The organism is Hydrogenophaga sp. T2, assembly GCF_049843535.1.
Lineage (GTDB): Bacteria > Pseudomonadota > Gammaproteobacteria > Burkholderiales > Burkholderiaceae_C > Hydrogenophaga > Hydrogenophaga crocea.
This window is the reverse complement of sequence record NZ_JBBHZJ010000002.1, coordinates 462,661-478,315: the sequence shown is the minus strand read 5'-3', so window position 1 is coordinate 478,315 and position 15,655 is coordinate 462,661. Positions and strand designations below refer to the sequence as shown.

17 protein-coding genes are annotated in these 15,655 nt (G+C 72.8%); 15 read left to right on the top strand and 2 right to left on the bottom strand.

Going from position 1 to position 15,655, the window contains the following annotated elements; all coding sequences use genetic code 11:
• Window positions 1-96 precede the first annotated feature (96 nt).
• From WDZ95_RS05915 to WDZ95_RS05905, 3 genes are all read left to right on the top strand, one after another.
• Entirely contained in the window at window positions 97-999 is a 903-nt protein-coding gene (locus WDZ95_RS05915) for a LysR family transcriptional regulator (RefSeq protein WP_425776910.1), read from the top strand.
• Window positions 1,000-1,143: 144 nt separating this feature from the next.
• On the top strand, window positions 1,144-1,581 hold the full coding sequence (locus WDZ95_RS05910; RefSeq protein ID WP_425776908.1) for a DUF4148 domain-containing protein: 438 nt from the start codon (window positions 1,144-1,146) through the stop codon (window positions 1,579-1,581).
• A gap of 55 nt (window positions 1,582-1,636) precedes the next feature.
• On the top strand, window positions 1,637-2,005 hold the full coding sequence (locus tag WDZ95_RS05905) for an ankyrin repeat domain-containing protein (RefSeq protein WP_425776906.1): 369 nt from the start codon (window positions 1,637-1,639) through the stop codon (window positions 2,003-2,005).
• Here the strand turns inward: WDZ95_RS05905 and WDZ95_RS05900 are convergent.
• Window positions 1,989-2,879 carry an IclR family transcriptional regulator gene (locus WDZ95_RS05900; protein WP_425776904.1) on the bottom strand — a complete coding sequence of 297 codons (891 nt, stop codon included), beginning with the start codon at window positions 2,877-2,879 and terminating at the stop codon, window positions 1,989-1,991. The two genes, WDZ95_RS05905 and WDZ95_RS05900, sit on opposite strands and share 17 nt — an antisense overlap.
• Window positions 2,880-3,016: 137 nt before the next feature.
• Between WDZ95_RS05900 and WDZ95_RS05895 the strand changes: the two genes are divergently transcribed.
• The 10 genes from WDZ95_RS05895 to WDZ95_RS05850 all read left to right on the top strand — a co-directional run bounded on the left by WDZ95_RS05895 (window position 3,017) and on the right by WDZ95_RS05850 (window position 13,881).
• Window positions 3,017-4,048 carry a TRAP transporter substrate-binding protein gene (locus WDZ95_RS05895; RefSeq protein ID WP_205710682.1) on the top strand — a complete coding sequence of 344 codons (1,032 nt, stop codon included), beginning with the start codon at window positions 3,017-3,019 and terminating at the stop codon, window positions 4,046-4,048.
• Between the two features lie 3 nt (window positions 4,049-4,051).
• The gene (locus WDZ95_RS05890; protein WP_425776902.1) at window positions 4,052-4,741 is read left to right on the top strand and encodes a hypothetical protein; all 690 of its coding nucleotides are present in this window, start codon (window positions 4,052-4,054) and stop codon (window positions 4,739-4,741) included.
• On the top strand, window positions 4,738-5,649 hold the full coding sequence (locus tag WDZ95_RS05885; RefSeq protein ID WP_425776900.1) for an NAD-dependent epimerase/dehydratase family protein: 912 nt from the start codon (window positions 4,738-4,740) through the stop codon (window positions 5,647-5,649). Before WDZ95_RS05890 ends, WDZ95_RS05885 begins: the two co-directional genes overlap by 4 nt.
• Window positions 5,619-6,428: a sugar phosphate isomerase/epimerase family protein gene (locus WDZ95_RS05880; RefSeq protein WP_425776898.1), complete on the top strand. Its 810-nt coding sequence runs from the start codon at window positions 5,619-5,621 to the stop codon at window positions 6,426-6,428. The genes WDZ95_RS05885 and WDZ95_RS05880 overlap by 31 nt, the downstream gene beginning before the upstream one ends.
• Window positions 6,425-8,128 carry an FAD-dependent oxidoreductase gene (locus WDZ95_RS05875; RefSeq protein WP_425776896.1) on the top strand — a complete coding sequence of 568 codons (1,704 nt, stop codon included), beginning with the start codon at window positions 6,425-6,427 and terminating at the stop codon, window positions 8,126-8,128. Before WDZ95_RS05880 ends, WDZ95_RS05875 begins: the two co-directional genes overlap by 4 nt.
• Window positions 8,128-8,661: a TRAP transporter small permease gene (locus WDZ95_RS05870; RefSeq protein ID WP_425776894.1), complete on the top strand. Its 534-nt coding sequence runs from the start codon at window positions 8,128-8,130 to the stop codon at window positions 8,659-8,661. The genes WDZ95_RS05875 and WDZ95_RS05870 overlap by 1 nt, the downstream gene beginning before the upstream one ends.
• A complete protein-coding gene (locus WDZ95_RS05865; RefSeq protein WP_425776892.1) occupies window positions 8,658-9,938 on the top strand; it encodes a TRAP transporter large permease subunit in 1,281 nt (426 codons plus the stop codon). The genes WDZ95_RS05870 and WDZ95_RS05865 overlap by 4 nt, the downstream gene beginning before the upstream one ends.
• Before the next feature lie 114 nt (window positions 9,939-10,052).
• Window positions 10,053-12,563, top strand: a complete 2,511-nt coding sequence (locus tag WDZ95_RS05860; RefSeq protein WP_425776890.1) for a ligase-associated DNA damage response DEXH box helicase — start codon at window positions 10,053-10,055, stop codon at window positions 12,561-12,563.
• A complete protein-coding gene (pdeM, locus tag WDZ95_RS05855) occupies window positions 12,556-13,221 on the top strand; it encodes a ligase-associated DNA damage response endonuclease PdeM (protein ID WP_425776888.1) in 666 nt (221 codons plus the stop codon). Before WDZ95_RS05860 ends, pdeM begins: the two co-directional genes overlap by 8 nt.
• A gap of 15 nt (window positions 13,222-13,236) precedes the next feature.
• Window positions 13,237-13,881 (top strand): LysE/ArgO family amino acid transporter, encoded by a 645-nt coding sequence (locus WDZ95_RS05850; protein WP_425776886.1) that lies wholly within the window; start codon window positions 13,237-13,239, stop codon window positions 13,879-13,881.
• Between the two features lie 97 nt (window positions 13,882-13,978).
• Here WDZ95_RS05850 and WDZ95_RS05845 read toward each other — a convergent pair whose 3' ends face one another.
• Window positions 13,979-14,374, bottom strand: coding sequence for a DUF4148 domain-containing protein (locus tag WDZ95_RS05845; protein WP_425776885.1), 396 nt, complete (start codon window positions 14,372-14,374; stop codon window positions 13,979-13,981).
• 271 nt (window positions 14,375-14,645) lie between these two features.
• Between WDZ95_RS05845 and queE the strand changes: the two genes are divergently transcribed.
• The gene (queE, locus tag WDZ95_RS05840; protein WP_425776883.1) at window positions 14,646-15,278 is read left to right on the top strand and encodes a 7-carboxy-7-deazaguanine synthase; all 633 of its coding nucleotides are present in this window, start codon (window positions 14,646-14,648) and stop codon (window positions 15,276-15,278) included.
• Between the two features lie 8 nt (window positions 15,279-15,286).
• Window positions 15,287-15,649, top strand: coding sequence for a 6-carboxytetrahydropterin synthase (locus WDZ95_RS05835; RefSeq protein WP_425776881.1), 363 nt, complete (start codon window positions 15,287-15,289; stop codon window positions 15,647-15,649).
• The last annotated feature ends 6 nt before the right edge of the window (window positions 15,650-15,655 follow it).

The window sequence follows — 15,655 nt, the reverse complement described above, 5'->3', positions numbered from 1 at the left end:
CCCGGGCCGGTTGGCGGGGGCAATGCGGGCATCTTATGTGTCTGTTTCTGAACAAAAAAGTCGGAAGCTTTCAGAAATTCTGATAGGTTTGGGGTCATGGCCTTCACCAGCGACAACCTGCGCGTGTTCCTGGCGGTGCTCGACGCGGGCTCGTTCTCGGCCGCGGCGCGCCAGCTCGGACGCGTGCCCTCGGCCGTGAGCATGACCATCGCGCAGCTCGAAGCCGAGCTCGACCTCACGCTGTTCGACCGCAGCACGCGCGAGCCGCGGCCCACCGATTCGGCGCGCGCGCTCGAGCCGCAGGCGCGCCAGATCGCGGGCCAGTGGCGGCGGCTGCAGGCGCACGCGCAGGCCCTGCACCAGGGGCTGGAGCGCCAGCTCACCATCGCCATCGCGCCCGAACTGCTGTCGGCGCCCTGGAGCCAGCCGCTCGCGGTGCTGGCCACGGAATTTCCGGCGCTGATCGTCGAGGTGCTCTCGGCGCCGCAGGCCGACGCGCTCAAGATGCTGCACTCGGGCGAAGCGCAGCTGGCGCTGGTGTTCGAGCGCCCGGGCACCGACGAGCGCGAGGGTTTCCAGGAGCTTGGCCAGGAGGTGCTGGTCGCGGTGATCTCGCCCGAGCACCCCGAGGCGCGCGCGCGCCAGGGCAGCCTGCAGCTCAACGACCTGATCGACGTGCGGCAGATCGCGGTGGCCGGCCGCGATCCCAAGGGCCGCGACCCGCGGCTGCTGCTGTCGCGCCACATCTGGCGCACCGACAGCCACCTGGCCACGCTGAGTCTGGTGCAGGCCGGCCTGGGCTGGGCCTACCTGCCGCGGCGGCTGGTGGCACCGCTGGTGGCGGCGGGGGCGCTGGCCGAGATCCGCTTCGGCAACATCAGCAACGAGCTGCGCGTGTGGGTTGACGTGGTCTGGCACAGCGAGCGGCCCATGGGCCTGGGCGCGCAGCGCTTCATCGAGCTCATGCGCCAGGCCACGCGCGACGCCGGCCCGGGCTGAGGCGCACGGTCGGCCTTGTCCGCCCCGGACACGGCGCGATGTCCTACAGCCGCGGCACCGGCGCGCGGGAACACTGGGGTTTCAGGGCCGGCCGCCGCGCGGCGGGCCTCGAATCTCCGATCCAACCCGCTGAAAGGAATCGCCATGAAAGCATCGCAACGTGTCCTCTTCCCCATCGCCCTGGCCCTGGGTGTGGCGGCCGGCGCCAGCTTCGCCGAAGGCCCGCTGCAAGGCCCGACCCTGCAGGAGGAGCCGCTGCAGTTCACCAGCACCGAGGTGCAGAGCGACACCACCCGCAGCCAGGTGCAGTCGCCCGTGGTGGGCCTGGAACAGGCCGGCCTGATCGAACGCGGCGAGGCCACAGCGCCCGAGCACCAGGCCCGCAGCAACAGCTACCTGAGCCGCGCCTACGTGCAGGCCGAAGCCCAGGAGGCCTACCGCATGGGCCTGGTGGCCCAGGGCGAACTGATGCCCGTGCCCACCGAGGAACAGCTGCAGCAGATGCAGTTCGCCGCGGCCCGCTCGGTGCAGAACCAGAACCTGGCGCTCTCGCCCATGGAGCGTGAGGCGTTCATGAACTGAACGCGCTGACCGATCGCCGCCACAATGCACGGCTGACACATCAAGGAGGCCGTGCATGTCCGGAGGCGACTGGAAGGAGCTCTTCAACGCGGCGTGCGAGGGCGATCTCGCCCTCGTGCAATACCACGCGAAGAACGGGGTGGACGTGAACTACGCCCACCCCGAGTTTTTGTCCACGCCGCTCGTGGCCTGCATCCTCGCGGGCCAGGAGGCCGTGGCCCACCACCTGCTCGACCACGGCGCGAATCCGCGCCTGCATTCCGAGTTCGACGGCATGACGCCTGTGGAGGCCGCGCGCCATGTGGGCATGGCCAGCGTGCTGGGGCGCTTGGCCCGGCTGGGCATCGAGCCGCCACCACCGGAGGCCCCGCGCCGCCGCGGTCTGGGTCAGTGGCTCGCGCGCTGGCTCAGCGTGCCCGGTTGACGCGGCCCTGCGGCGTGGCCTTGGCCGGCGGGCGCGCGGGCCGCCGTGCCGGCGCCGCCGCCGCGGCCTCGCCCACATTGCCCCAGGTGCCCACGTTCGCGGCCTTCAGCAGCGGCGAGGCATTGCCCGCGTCGGCGAGCTCGCTGGCCGCGGTCAGCAGCAGCGGCGCGAAACCCAGCATGCGCTTGTGCGTCAGGCGCGACGACGGCCCGGCGATCACCACCACGCCGGTGGCCGGCTCCTTGGGCCGGGCCACGGGCGCGGCCATCGAGCTCATGCCCGGTGCGTACACGTCCTGGATCAGGCTGTAGCCGCGCTTGCGGTGCTCGTCGAGCATCTTGAGCAGGGCCTTGATGCTGGTGGGCGCGTTGGGGCCGAAATGCCGCGGGTCACCCATGCCCTGGCGCGTCACGCAGGCGATGGCCGCGTCCTCGGACAGCGTCATGAGCCAGGCGTGGCCCGCGGCGCTGCACGACAGGCGCAGGTCGATGCCCATGTCGGGGTCGTACTTGAGGCCGCTGCGCGCGCCCTGCGCCTTGGCCATGAGCGTGAGCCGCTCGCCGTCGACCACCGCGAGCCGCACCAGTTCTTCGGTGGCTTCGGCCAGCCGGTTGATCACGGGCTGCGCGATGTCGACCACACCCGAGCGGCTCAGGTAGCTCAGGCCCAGCGAGGCGAGCTTGGTGCTCAGCGCGTAGTCGCCGCGCTGCGGCAGCTGGCGCACGTAGCCGAAGCGGATCAGCTCGTGCAGCGTGCGGTGGCAGCCGCTGCGCAGCTGGTTGAGCGCGGTGGCGATCTGCACCAGCGGCGCGCCGTCGGGGTGGTTCGCGAGGTACTCGAGGATGGCCAGGGATTTTTCGAGCGAGCCGCTCATGCGTTGTCTCCGTCGTGGGCAGGGATCGTGGGGAGAATCATCGCAGCTTTCAAATTTTGAAAGATATCAAAAATTTGAAAGGCATTCACAAAATGTGCATGATGCGCGGCTTTCACACCCAGACCGGAGACAAGCCCATGCATTCCCATCGCTTCCATCCCCTGCGCCGTGCGTTCATGGCCCTCGTCGCGGGCGCAGCGCTGTGCGGCGCGGTGGCCGCGCAAGCCCAGGACATCAAGGAGCGCAACCTGCGCTTCGCCTTCAGCCTCGCGCAGGACCACCCCTTCGGCACCGGCGCGAAGAAGTTCGCCGACGCGGTGGCGCAAAAGAGCGGCGGCAAGATGAAGGTCACGCTGTTCCCCGGCGCGGTGCTGGGCAGCGACCCGCAGAACCTGTCGGCAATCCGCGGCGGCACGCTGGACTTCACGTCCATGGCCACCGGCCTGGTGGCGTCGATCGACAAGCAGCAGATGGTGTTCGACCTGCCCTTCCTGTTCAACAACGCGCAGGAGGCCTATGCCATCGCCGACGGCCCCATTGGCCGCAAGATGCAGGAAGACCTCGCGCCGCACGGCGTGGTCGGCCTGGGCGTTTGGGACCTGGGCTTTCGCCACATGACCAACAGCCGCCGCCCGATCGCGCGCCTCGAAGACGTGCAGGGCCTGAAGATCCGCGTGATCGCCTCGCCGATCTTCGTCGACCTGTTCACCACGCTGGGCGCCAACCCCGTGCCCATGACCTTCGGCGAGCTCTACGGCGCGCTCGAGTCGCGCACCGTGGACGGCCAGGACAACCCCTTGGGCGTGATCGAGTCGGCCAAGTTCGCCGAGGTGCAGAAGTTCCTCTCGCTCACGCGCCACGTGTACACCGGCATGCCGCTGCTCATGAGCAAGAAGACCTGGGACGCCATGTCCGAGGCCGAGCGCAAGATCATCCGCGAGGCCGCCGACGAGGCGAAGAAGGTGCAGCGCGAGGCCACGCTGGCCAAGGAGGCGCAGGCCGTCGAGGGCCTGAAGAAGACCATGCAGGTCAACGAGGTCTCGCCGCAGGAGCTCGCGCGCCTGCGCCAGAAGGTGCAGCCGGTGGTGGACAAGTTCTCGCGCGAAGTGGGCGAGGGCGTCTACAAGCAGGTCGTCGACGAACTGGCCCGCCTGCGCGGCGGGAAGTGATCCATGGCACTGCTGGGCAAGGCGGCGCTCGCCATGTGGTGGGAGGTCGGGGCCGATGGCTTCGACGGCTTCTGCCACTGGCATGCGCATGAGCATTTTCCGGAGCGCCTGGGCATCGCGGGCTTTCGCCGCGCCACGCGCTGGCGCGAGGCCGGCGGCGGACCCGGTGTGTTCGTGATGTACGAACTCGAGGACCACGCCGTGCTGGGCTCGCCGGCCTACCTGGCGCGGCTGAACGCGCCCACGCCCTGGTCGGTCAGCATGATGCCGCTGCACTTGCGCATGGTGCGCAGCCAGTGCGAGGTGCTGGCCACGCAGGGCGCGGTCACCGCCGCGCAAGCGCTCACGGTGCGGCTGTCGCCCACGCAGGCCGACGCGGCCGAGGCCCCCGGCGGCCTGCGCGCGCGGCTCACCGGCTGGCTGCGCGAATGGCCCTCGCAGCCCGGGCTCACGGGCGCGCACCTGCTGCGCCACCGCGCGCCGCCGATCGCGCAGACCGCGGAGCAGAAGATCCGCGGCGGCGACGCCGTGGCCGACTGGGTGCTGGTGGTCACGGGCTACGACGCCCGCGCCCTCGACGCGCTCGCGCAGGGCGCGCTGAGCGCCGGCGCGCTCGCCGCGCTTGGCGCGCGCGACGTGGTGCACGGCCGCTACGCGCTCGCCTATTCGGCCCTGCCCACGGACATGGCATGAAGCTGCTGGTGACTGGCGCCAACGGCTTCGTGGGCGCCTGGACGCTGCGTCGCCTGGCCGAAGCCGGTCACGCCGTGCGGGCGCTCGACCTGGCCGCGCCCTCGGCGCTGCTGCAGCGCATCGGCGTGCCGCTCGAGCGCATCGATTGGTGCCGCGCCGACGTGTGCGACGCCGAGGCCGTGGTGCGCGCCACGACCGCCTGCGACGCGGTGGTGCACCTCGCGGGCGTGCTCACGCCCTTCTGCCGCGAGGCGCCCGCGCAGGGCGCGCGCGTCAACCTGCTGGGCACGCTCAACGTGTTCGATGCCGCGCACCGGCACGGCATTCACCGCGTGATCTACGCGAGCTCGGCCGGCGTGTTCGGCCCCGAGCACGCGCGCCACCCCGAACCCACCACGCACTACGGCGCGTTCAAGCTGGCCTGCGAAGGCAGCGCGCGCGCCTGGTGGCACGACGCCGGCATCGGCAGCCTGGGCCTGCGCCCCTTCGTGGTCTATGGCCCGGGGCGCGAACTCGGCGCCAGCGCGGGCGTGAGCCTGGCCTGCGAGGCCGCGGTGCAGGGCCGACCCTACCGCGTGCCCTTCAGCGGCCGCGCGGGCATGGTGCACGTGGACGACGTGGTGCGCGTGATCGAACACGCGCTGCGTCTGCCGCTGGCCGGCGCCCATCTGGCCGACCTGGTGGGCGAGGTGCACGCGGTGGACGCGGTGATCGACGAGATCCGGCGCCAGTGCCCGGACGCCAGGCTGGGCAGCGAAGGCCCGCCGCTGGCGCTGTCGCCCGACATCGCGCAGGGCGCCACCCATCCCGACATCGCGGCCCTGCCGGTCACGCCGCTGGCCGAGGGCATCGCCCGCACCCTGGAGGTCTGCCGCGCATGGCACACCCGCTCTGCCTCGCTCACCTGAGCGTGCTGCAACTCTCGCCGCCGCAGGTGGTGGAGACCGCGGCCGCCGCCGGCTTTGGTCTGGTCGGCCTGAGGCTCGCAGCGGCCATGCCCGGCCAGGCCGTGTTCCCCATGCTCGGGCGCTCGCCCCTCATGCGCGAGACGCTGGCCCGCCTGGACGCCCTCGGCGCGGCGGTGCACGACGTCGAACTCGTGGGCCTGCGCGAAGACAGCGTGGCCGCCGACCACGAGGCCCTGTTCGAAGCCGCCGCCCGCCTGGGTGCGCGCCATGTGCTGGTGGCCGGCGACGGCCACGACGAGGCGCGCCTGGCCGAGCGCTTCGCCGAGCTCGCGGTGCTGGGCCGGCGCTATGGTCTGCGCATGGGCCTGGAGTTCATGCCCTGGCGCGGCGTGCGCGACCTCGCGTCGGCGCAGCGCGTGCTCGCCCTGGCCGCCGAGGCCGGGGGCGGGCTCATCGTCGACGCCATCCACCTCGACCGCTCGGGCGACGGGGCCGGGGCGCTGGCGGCTATCCCCGCCGCGCAATGGAGCTACTTCCAGATCTGCGACGCGCCCGCGCAGCGGCCAAGCGACGAGGCCGAGCTGCTGCGCCAGGCGCGCGAGGCGCGGCTGGTGCCCGGCGAAGGCGGGCTGGACCTGCGCGGCATGCTGCGCGCGCTGCCCGAAGGCCTGGTGGTGTCGGTGGAAGCGCCGCTGGCCGATGCGCGATCGCCGCTCGACAAGGCGCGTGCGCTGCACCGCGGCGCGCGCGCGCTGCTCGAAGCCGTGGGCCGCTCATGAACACCCCGCAAGCGCATGAGCACGACGTGATCGTGGTGGGTTCGGGCGCGGCCGGCCTGGCCACCGCGCTGTTCGCGGCGCTCGACGGCCTGGACGTGCTGGTGCTCGAACAGAGCCCCTGGATCGGTGGTACCAGCGCCTTGTCGGCGGGGGCAATGTGGATCCCCAACACGCCGCATGGCGCCGCGGCCGGCGACACGCCCGAACGCGCCGCCGCCTACCTGGCCGCGGCCACGCAGGGAGAGAGCCCCACCGCGCTGCGCGAGGCCTTCTTGCGCCTGGGCGCGGACGCGGTCCAGCGGCTCGAATCCGAAGCCGGCGTGCCCCTGCGCGCCTTTGCCCACCACCCCGACTACCTGGGCGACCTGCCCGGTGCGAGCACCGCGGGCCGCGTGCTCGAATGCCCGCCCTTCGACGGCCGCCGGCTCGGCGCGGACTTCGCGCGCCTGCGGCCGCCCATTCCCGAGTTCACCGTGCTCGGCGGCATGATGGTCGACCGCACCGACATCGGCCACCTGCTGGCCATGGGCCGTTCCTGGGCCTCGCTGCGGCACGCCGCGGGCCTGCTCGCGCGCCACGCCGCCGACCGCCTGCGCCACCCGCGCGGCACGCGGCTGGTGATGGGCAATGCGCTCGTGGGATGGCTGCTGCAAGCACTGCGCGAGCGCGGCGTGCCGGTGTGGACGCGCAGCGCCGCGCTGGGCCTGTTGCACGACGGCGATCGCGTCTGCGGCGTGCGGCTGCAGCGCGACGGCACCACGCTGATCTGCCGGGCGCGCCGCGCGGTGGTGATGGCCGGCGGCGGCTTCAACGACCACCCCGACTGGCGCGCGCGCTGGCTGCCCCCGGCCGTGCGCCACAGCCCGCGCGCGGGCACCTCGCAGGGCGCCCTGCTGACCGATGCGCTGCGCCTGGGCGCGCGCCTGGGTGACGCGCCCGGCAGCAGCGCCTGCTGGGCGCCGGTGTCGGTGCACCCGCGGCGCGACGGCAGCACCGCGGTGTTCCCGCACTTCGTGCTCGACCGCGCCAAGCCCGGTACCCTGGTGGTGGATCCGCAGGGCCGCCGCTTCCTCGACGAGAGCAGCTCCTACCACCGCTTCGGCGAAGCCATGCTGGCCCACGCGCCGGCCGGCGGCGAGGCGGCAGCCTGGCTGCTGGCCGACCGCGAGGCCGTGCAGCGCTACGGCCTGGGCCTGGTGCGGCCCGGGGCGCGCGGCCTGCGCCGGTACGTGCGCGAAGGCCATGTGCTGCGGGCCCGCACGCTGCCCGAACTCGCCCGGGCCATGGGCGTGCCCGCCGATGCGCTGGTGCGCAGCGTGGCGCGCTTCAACGCACTGGCCGACGCCGGCTTGGACAGCGACCACGGCCGCGGCCGCACCCCCTACCAGCGCCACCTCGGCGACCCCGCGGTGGTGCCCAACCCCAGCCTGCGCGCGCTGCGCGAAGGCCCTTTCCATGCGCTGCGGCTGCAGGTGGGCGACATCGCGGGCAGCCGCGGCCTGCTCACCGACGCGGCCGCGCGCGTGCTCGGGCCCGACGGGCCCATCCCCGGCCTGCACGCCGTGGGCAACGACATGCAGTCGGTGATGGGGTCGCACTACCCCGGACCCGGCATCAACCTCGGTCCCGCGATCGTGTTCGCCCATGCGGCGGCACTGGCCCTGCGCCGCGGAACCCCAGACCCCCTGGAGACCCCCTGATGGTGAATCGGCTCATAGGACACATCTGCCGCCTGTTCGAGTGGCTGATGGTGATCTGCCTCGCGGCCATGGTGCTCATGGTGTTCGGCAACGTGTTGCTGCGCTACGGCTTCAACTCGGGCATCACCGTGTCCGAAGAGCTGTCGCGCTGGCTCTTCGTGTGGATGACCTTCCTCGGCGCCTTCGTGGCCCTGCACACGCGCCAGCACCTGGGCACCGACATGCTCGTCGGCCGGCTCTCGCGCGGCGGCCGCAAGCTGTGCTTCGTGCTGGCGCGCCTGGGCATGCTGTTCGTGTGTGTGCTGGTGGTGCTGGGCGGCTGGCAGCAGACGCTGATCAACCGCGACGCGTTGAGCGCGGTGATGCAGGTCTCCAGCGCGATCTTCTACGCCAGCGGTGTGGTGTTCGGAGTGCTGGGCGGACTCGTGGTGCTGCACGAACTCGTGCAGGTGCTCGGCGGCGGCGGCAGCGACGACATGCTGCTGGGCTTTGCCGGCTCCGAAGAGCAGCCGCACGCGCAGGCACGGCCATGATCCTCACGATCTTCCTCGTCACCCTGCTCGGCGGCATGGCCCTGGGCATGCCGATCGCGTTCGCCCTGCTGCTCAGCGGCGCCGCGCTCATGGCGCACCTGAACATGTTCGATCCGCAGATCCTGGCGCAGAACGTGATCGAGGGCGCCAACAGCTTCCCGCTGCTGGCCGTGCCCTTCTTCATGCTCGCGGGCGAGATCATGAACGCGGGCGGCCTGTCGCGGCGCATCGTGGCCTTCGCCATGACCCTGGTGGGCCATGTGCGCGGTGGCCTGGGCTACGTGGGCATCATGGCCGCGGTGATGATGGCCGCGCTCTCGGGCTCGGCCGTGGCCGACGCGGCGGCGCTGTCGGCGCTGCTGCTGCCCATGATGAAGCGCGCCGGCTACAACCCCGCGCGTTCGGCCGGTCTGCTGTCGTCGGCCGCCATCCTCGCGCCCATCATTCCGCCCAGCATCGGCTTCGTGATCTTCGGCGTCGCGGCCAACGTGTCGATCTCGCGCCTGTTCATGGCCGGCATCGCGCCCGGCATCATGCTCGGCGCGGCGCTGTGGCTCACCTGGTGGTGGCTGGTGCGGCACGACAAGATCGAGGCCCAGCCGCGCGCCAGCCTGGCCCAGATGCTGGGCGCGGCGCGCGACGCCACCTTTGCGCTGGGCCTGCCGGTGATCGTGGTGGTGGGCCTGAAGTTCGGCGTGTTCACGCCCACCGAGGCCGCGGTGGTGGCCGCGGTGTACGCGCTGCTGGTGTCGGTGTTCGTCTACCGCGAGCTGCGCTGGTCGCAGCTGTTCGGCCTGTTCCGATCGGCCGCACAGACCACGTCGGTGGTGATGTTCCTGGTGGCGGCGGCCATGGTCTCGGCCTGGATGATCACCGTCGCCAACCTGCCGGCCGAGCTCATCGCGCTGCTGCAGCCCCTGCTCGACCGCCCCACGCTGCTGCTGCTGGTGATGATGGTGATCACCATGCTGGTGGGCACCGCCATGGACCTCACGCCCACCATCCTGATCCTCACGCCGGTGTTCATGCCGCTGGTGAAGGCCGCGGGCATTGACCCGGTGTACTTCGGCGTGCTGTTCATGATCAACAACGCCATCGGCCTGGTCACGCCGCCCGTGGGCACGGTGCTCAGCACCGTGGCCGGCGTGGGCAAGGTGAGCATGGACGCGGTCACCAAAGGGGTGTGGCCCTTCATGCTGGTGCAGTTCGGCGTGATGTTCCTGCTGGTGTTCTTCCCCAGCCTGGTGCTGGTGCCGGCGCGCTGGTTCTACGGCTGAGGCGGGCCCCAGGGCCCGGCGGTACCCGAGCGGGCCCTGGGCCTTGAGCGGCCCGGACGCGCCGGCCGGGCGGGGCGCGACCATACTGCGCGCCTGCCCCGTGCCGCGCCCGCCTTGAACGCCCCCCGCCGCCCCTCCATCGCCGCCGCCACCGCCCGCTTTGCGCGCTGGTTCACCGACCAGGGCTGGACGCCCGCGCCCTTTCAGCGCGCGGTGTGGCGGCACTGGGCGCGCGGCGAATCGGGCCTGCTGGTCACGCCCACGGGCAGCGGCAAGACCCTGGCCGCCTTGGGCGGCGTGTTGATCGACGCCCTGCGCGAAGGGCCCGCGGCCGGGGCCGCGCCCCAAGGCGCGCCGCGGCTGCGCCTGCTCTGGGTCACGCCGCTGCGCGCGCTCGCCAGCGACACCGCGCGGGCGCTGCAGCGGCCCATCGACGCGCTCGGCCTGGGCTGGACCGTGGCCCGGCGCACCGGCGACGCGGGCTCGCGCGACCGGCGCCTGGCGCGCGAAGGCCTGGCCGAGGTGCTGGTGATCACGCCCGAATCGCTTGCGCTGCTGCTCTCGTACCCCGACACCGCGGCGCGCTTCGCGGGCCTGCGCGGCGTGGTGGTGGACGAATGGCACGAGTTGCTGGGCAACAAGCGCGGCGTGCTGCTGCAGCTGTGCCTGGCGCGGCTGCGCGCGATCGCGCCCGCGGCCCCCACCTGGGGCCTGTCGGCCACGCTGGGCAACCTCGAAGAAGCGCGCGACGTGCTGCTGCCGCACCGGCCCGACGCGCCCATCGTGAACAGCGCGCGGCCGCGCCCCGTGGTGCTCAAGACCCTGCTGCCCGAGGCGGGCGAGCGCTTTCCCTGGGCCGGGCACCTGGGCCTGTCGCAGCTCGGGCGGGTGGTGGAGCTGCTTTCGCAGGCGCGCACCGCCATCGTCTTCACCAACACCCGCGCGCAGGCCGAGCTCTGGCACCGCGCGCTGGCCTCGATCTGGCTCGAGCCACCCGAGACGCTCGCGCTGCACCATGGCTCGCTCGACGCCGCGCTGCGCCACGAGGCCGAGCAGGGCCTGCGCGACGGCCGCGTGCGCTGCGTGGTGGCCACGTCCAGCCTGGACCTCGGGGTGGACTTCCCGAGCGTGGACCTGGTGCTGCAGATCGGCAGCCCCAAGGGCATGGCGCGGCTGCTGCAGCGCGCCGGCCGCGCGCACCACCGCCCGGGCGCCGCGAGCACGGTGCACTGCGTGCCCACGCACGTGCTTGAGCTGGCCGAGTACGCGGCCGCGCGGCGGGCCATCGCCGAGGGCCGGATCGAGTCGCGCCACCCCTTGCGGCTCTCGCTCGACGTGCTCGCGCAGCACTGCGTCACGCTTGCGCTTGGCGGCGGCTTCCGGGCCGACGCGCTGTTCGACGAGGTGCGCGGCACCCATGCGTTCGCGGCGCTCGGTCCGCTGCAGTGGCAGGCGGTGCTGGCCTTCATCGAGCGCGGCGGCCAGGCGCTGGCCAACTACCCCGATTTCCACCGCGTCGTGGTCGACGCCGACGGCGTGCACCGCGTGACCGACCGCCGCGTGGCGCTGCGCCACCGCCTGTCCATCGGCACCATCACCGCCGACGGTGCGGTGAACGTGCGCTACCTCAGCGGCGCCTCGCTCGGGTCGGTCGAAGAGAGCTTCATCAGCCGGCTGCGGCCGCGCGATCGCTTCCAGTTCGCGGGGCGCACGCTCGAGCTGGTGTCGGTCGACGGCATGACGGCCCACGTGCGCAAGGCCGCAGCCAGCCGCGCCGGGGCCAGCGTGCCGCGCTGGCAGGGGGGCCGCATGCCGCTGTCCACCGAGCTGGGCGAGGCGGTGCAGGCGGCGCTGGCCGGCCCGCGCGACACCGCCGAATTGCGCGCGCTCGGGCCGCTGCTCGACCTGCAGGCCAGCGTCTCGGCCGTGCCCTCGCCCGAGACGCTGCTGGTGGAAGACCTGCCCGCGCGCGGCAGCGCGGGCGGGCTGCTGTTCGTGTACCCGTTCGCGGGCCGGGCGGTGCACGAGGGCATGGCCGCGCTGTGCGCCCTGCGCTGGGGCCGCGCCACGCCCAACACCTTCCTGTTCGCGGTGAACGACTACGGCTTCGTGCTGCAGGCCCAGCAGCGTGTGCCGGTGGACGAGGCCCTGCTGCGCCGCCTGCTCACGCCCGAAGGCCTGATGGCCGACCTGCGCGAGGCGCTCAACCTCAGCGAAATGGCGCGACGCCAGTTCCGCGAGATCGCGCGCGTGGCGGGCATGCTGGTGCCGTCGCTGCCGGGCGGCGCGCCGCGCAGCCTGCGGCAGTTGCAGGCCTCGAGCGGGCTGCTGTTCGACGTGCTGCGCCGCCACGACCCGGACCACGTGCTGCTGGCCCAGGCCGAGCGCGAGGTGTTCGAGGCCCAGATGGACGTGGTGGCCTTGCAGGCCACCCTGCAGCGCTGCGCCGGGCGCCGCACCGTGTTGCGGGCGCCGGCCCAGCTCACGCCGCTGTCGTTTCCCCTCTGGGCCGAGACGGTGCGCGGCGAACTCAGCACCGAAGACTGGTCGGCCCGGGTGCGGCGCGCCGCCGAGCAGTTGCAGCAGGGCGGGCCCGCGCCCGCGCGGGGGCGCCGCCGTGCTTGACGTGCTGGACTTCAGCCTGGCGGGCGAAACCCTGCGGCTGCACGCCGACCGCGCGCTGTCCTGGCCGGCGCGACAGCGCCTGCTGGTGGCCGACGTGCACCTGGGCAAGGACGACGCCTTCCGCGCCGCGGGCATCGCGCTGCCCGCGGGCGGTACGCGCCACGACCTCGACCGCCTGGCCGCGCTGCTCGCGGCCACGGGCGCGCAGGAACTGTGGGTGCTGGGCGACCTGCTGCACGGGGCGCGGCCCGACGCGCGCTGGCGCGACGACTGGCTGCGCTTTCGCGCGCAGCACGCGCAGCTGCACATCGCGCTGGTCGAAGGCAACCACGACCGTTCGGCCGCACGCGCCGACCTGGGCATTGCCATTCACCGGGGGCCGGTGATCGACGGCCCCTTCGTGTTCCGCCACGCGCCCGAACCACCCGAACCACCGGCGGCCGCCGGCGGCGAACCGCGGCTCGCCGTGTGCGGCCACGTGCACCCGGTGGTGCGGGTGCCCGGGCTGCGCGGGCGCTTCCCGGCCTTCGTGCGGGTCGATGGCCAGCTCGTGCTGCCCGCGTTCTCGGCCTTCACGGGCGGCTGGCTGGTCGAGCGCGCGCAGGCGCGCTACGGCTGCCTCGGTGGCCATCTGCTCGACATGGGACCGGCGGGCTGAGCGAACATCCCGCCCATGACCCTGCCCGATACCCCCCTCCCGACCGGCTGGCCGGTGTTCCTGCAAGGCCTGGCGCTGAGCCTGGGCCTGATCGTGGCCATCGGCGCGCAGAACGCCTTCGTGCTGCGTCAGGGGCTGCGCCGCGAGCACGTGGGCCCCATCGTGTTGTTCTGCGCCGCGGCCGACGCGGTGCTGATCGCCGCGGGCGTGCTGGGCATGGCCCAGCTGCTCGGCGACCGTCCGGCCCTGGCGCGCACGCTGGCGCTGGCCGGTGCGGCGTTTCTGGCGTGGTACGGGCTTCGGGCGCTCGGGCGCGCGCGCCAGGCGCACCGCTTGCAGGCGGCCGAGGGCGGCCACGGCCTGCGCGCGGGCGCCGCGCTCGCCCAGGCCGCGGCCTTCACCCTGCTCAACCCGCACGTCTACCTCGACACGGTGCTGCTCGTGGGCAGCATCGGCGCGCAACAGCCGGGCCTGTTGCGCGCCTGGTTCATTGCGGGCGCGAGCACCGCCAGCGCGCTGTGGTTCTGCCTGCTCGGTTTCGGCGCGCGCTGGCTCGCGCCCCTGTTCGCGCGCCCGCGTGCCTGGCAAGTGCTGGACGCGCTGATCGGCCTGACCATGCTGGGGCTGGCGGCGACGCTGCTGCGCCAGGTGCTGGCCTGAAGCCCCGGGCGCGCTTTGTGAACACCCAACACAAAAGGCCCCGCAGGGCCTTTTGTGGTCACGACCCGGGCAATCGCCGGGTCGGGGGTGTGTGCGCTCAGTTGGCGCGCACTTGCGAAGCGCTGGCGGCCGACTGGCTGGTCACGGCGTTCTGGCCGGCGATGCGGATCTGCTCGGCTTGCGCGGCGGTGGGCACCGGCAGGATCTCGCCCTGGGCGACCAGGCCCAGGCGGTAGGCCTCGGCGGCCTCGGCCTGCACCTGCGCGCGGCTCAGGCCGCTGGCCACCACGGTGGCTTGCGCCTGGGCGGGGCTGGCTTCGCCGCGGGCGATCACGTCGGTCTTGTAGGCCGGGGCGACTTGCGCTTGCACTTCGGCGCGGGTCAGTTGCGACTGGAAGTTGAAGACTTCATTGCCTTCGATCGGGCCTTCGGCGAAAGCGGCGCCGGCGGTCAGGGCGATGGCGAGGGGGAGGGCGATGCGGGCGGTTTTCATGGTGATTCCTTTGAAGGGGTGACGGCGGAACGGCTTGAAGTGGAGGTCTGTCAGATGCCGTCGTGTGTCTGGCATGGGCTCAACTTTAGGGTTTACCCGGATATCGAAAAACCACCGGACCGGCAACGCACCGTTGCTGAAACAGAAATGATTGGGGCGTGACGTCCGCGATCGCTGCATGCGCGGGAACGCTGGCCTGGGGGAACGGGTGGGGGGTATCGGCCTTGCCCAGTGCGGAGACTGCCGCTTTTGCTCCGGGAGGGCGGTTCGCATGGCCTACAGCGTCAAGGAAATCTTCTACACCCTGCAAGGCGAGGGCATGAACGCGGGGCGGCCCGCCGTGTTCTGCCGCTTCGCGGGCTGCAACCTGTGGTCGGGCCGCGAGGCCGACCGGGCCCGGGCCATCTGCCGTTTCTGCGACACCGATTTCGTGGGCGTCGACGGCACCGGCGGCGGGCGCTTCGGCAGCGCGCGGCTGTTGGCCGAGGCCGTGAAGGCGCGGTGGCCCGCGACATCGGGCCAGCCGCTGGTGGTGCTCACGGGCGGCGAGCCCCTGCTGCAGGTCGACCGGCCGCTGATCGACGCGCTGCACGCCCAGGGCCTGGAGATCGCCGTGGAAACCAATGGCACGGTGCGCGCGCCGCGCGGCATCGACTGGCTGTGCGTGAGCCCCAAGCACGGCAGCGAGCTGCTGCAGCGCAGTGGCGACGAACTCAAGGTGGTGGTGCCCCAGGTGGGCCTGGACCTCGACGCCCTGGTGCAACTGCCCTTCGACCACCACCTGGTGCAGGCCATGGACGGGCCGATGCAGGCGGTGCACCTGCGGCTGGCGCGCGCGCTGTGCCTGCGCGATCCGCGCTGGCGCCTGAGCGTGCAGCTGCACAAGCTGCTGGGCATCCGCTGAGGCCGGCCATGCCCATCGAGCTGAGCCAGCGCTTTTTCTTCGACGCCGCGCACACGCTGGAGCGCGCCCACGACAGCGCGCCGAGCCGGCGCGTGCACGGCCACACCTACCACGCCACCGTGGCCGTGGGCCCGGCCGGCCCGCTCGACGCCGGCATGGTGGTCGACCTCGCGCTGCTGCGCGCGGCGATCGCACGCGTGCGCGAGCGGCTCGACCACCACCTGCTCGACGAGGTGCCCGGCCTGGGCCGGCCCACGCTGGAGAACCTGTGCCGCTTCGTGTTCGACCACATGGCCGACCCGCGCTGGACGGTGCAATGGGTGCAGGTGGAGCGGCCCGCGAGCGGCGACGCCTGCCGGCTGGGCCGCTGAGCCCGC